Here is a 1,524-nt window from a genome sequence, read left to right as displayed (position 1 = left end):
CCGATCGTGCCGTCGTGCGCCGCGGACGCCGAGCCCACGGTCTTCTCGAAGGCCGCCATGGCGGCCCAGTCCCGACCGTCCACGGCCTTGCCCAGCTCCGCGCCCAACTCCGCGGGCAGGTACGGCTCCACCTCGTTGGACAGCACGGAGACCCGGATGGCCTGGGCCGCCGCCAGCGCCGACCGCTCCTGGACGCTCAACTTCCCTGACGCGGCGACTCCGTTGAGGATCGCCTCCTCCTGCGACAGGGCCTCCGCCCCGCGCAGGAACGCCAGGGCGTGACCGGCGTCGGCCGCGGTGGCCGCGTCACCGCTGTCGGTGCTGAGCATCCCGAAGAGGTTCAGCGCCGACGAGACGGCGTCGGAGTAGACGGTGTAGGCCTGCTGCCGGGTGGTCTTCCCGTCGTCGACCGCGGTCCGTTCGGTGGTCAGCGCGGTGAGCTGCTTCCGTACGGTGGCCAACTGGGCCTGGTACTGGGCCGTTCCGGCACCGGCGGAGGCGGAGTCCGCCTTGCGGAACCCGGCGAGTACGGCGTCCGTCCGGCGCCGCTGCGCCGCCAGGGCGGCGGGACTGCCGTGCGAGGCCAACAGGCTGACCGTCAGCTGCCGTTCCTTCTGGAACTCGCCGACCGCGGGCTGCAGGGCGTACGTGGTCTTCGCCGCCTGCCCGACGGTGTTGGACTTGTGCCACTGGTCGAACAGCGCGAAGGAACCACTGACCCACAGCAGCACCATCGCCGTGGCCGGGACCACCGCGAGCGTGATGAGCGAGGCGCGGATACTGCGCCCGCGACCGGTACCGGGTCTGGTCTGCGTGGACGTGTCCCGGTGTCTGCTCACTTCACCCACCGGTGTCCGACGGCGCGGCGATGGAGGTGGGCTGCGGTGAGGGACTGCGACACCGGTGGTTTCCTTTCCGGGGTGGCGCGTGACGCGTCGGAACTCGCGGGCATACGTCAACACGCCTGCACAGACTGGGGAGTTGGCGGCGCAGCACGGCACGTACGCCAAAGACGGGCTGCGGTTTCCCGACGGGCGCCCGAGCCCCCCGCGCAGTTGGTTAGGTATGAAACCGAGCCATCCGACCGGGGTCAAGGGACCCCACGAACACGCCAGACACCGCCGTTTGGGGCGTTCAGTACACTACGCGCGTAGACGTTCCGGCGACCCACACGCCCAACCGGCCGCCCACGAAGGTGTTTTGGCTGACTACCCACGGTGAGGTGTGGGGCAGAGGCTGGTTCACGTGACGTCGGAGACGTGACGGGGGCGAGGCGCCCGAGGCGGATGCCGATGTGACCTAGTTCACAGCATGAACATCGGTCACTCACACCAACTCCACCGGCCTCAGGGGTCGTTGCTCACCCCCGCCCCGGCGCCTCCAGCAACGCCAGGCTCTGTGCCCCGAGCGACGTCATGCCGTATGTCTCCGCCCCGCGCGCCGTCTCCCGCAGCAGCCTGACCGCGTACGGCTCGCTGCCCGGGCCCCCTGCCCGGCGCAGTGCGCGGGCCTGGGCCAGGCGGA

Annotated in this window: 1 protein-coding gene; it reads right to left on the bottom strand. The window is 70.7% G+C overall.

The window, feature by feature from the left end; translation table 11 throughout:
- Positions 1–839: nitrate- and nitrite sensing domain-containing protein (locus R6V09_RS52865; RefSeq protein ID WP_317888515.1), on the bottom strand; the 839-nt coding region annotated here is incomplete at its 3' end.
- Positions 840–1,524 lie beyond the last annotated feature (685 nt).

It is taken from the genome of Streptomyces sp. W16, assembly GCF_033194735.1.
Classification (GTDB): Bacteria; Actinomycetota; Actinomycetes; order Streptomycetales; family Streptomycetaceae; genus Streptomyces.
The sequence above is the reverse complement of the archived record's forward strand: the minus strand, read 5'-3'. Positions and strand labels throughout refer to the sequence as shown.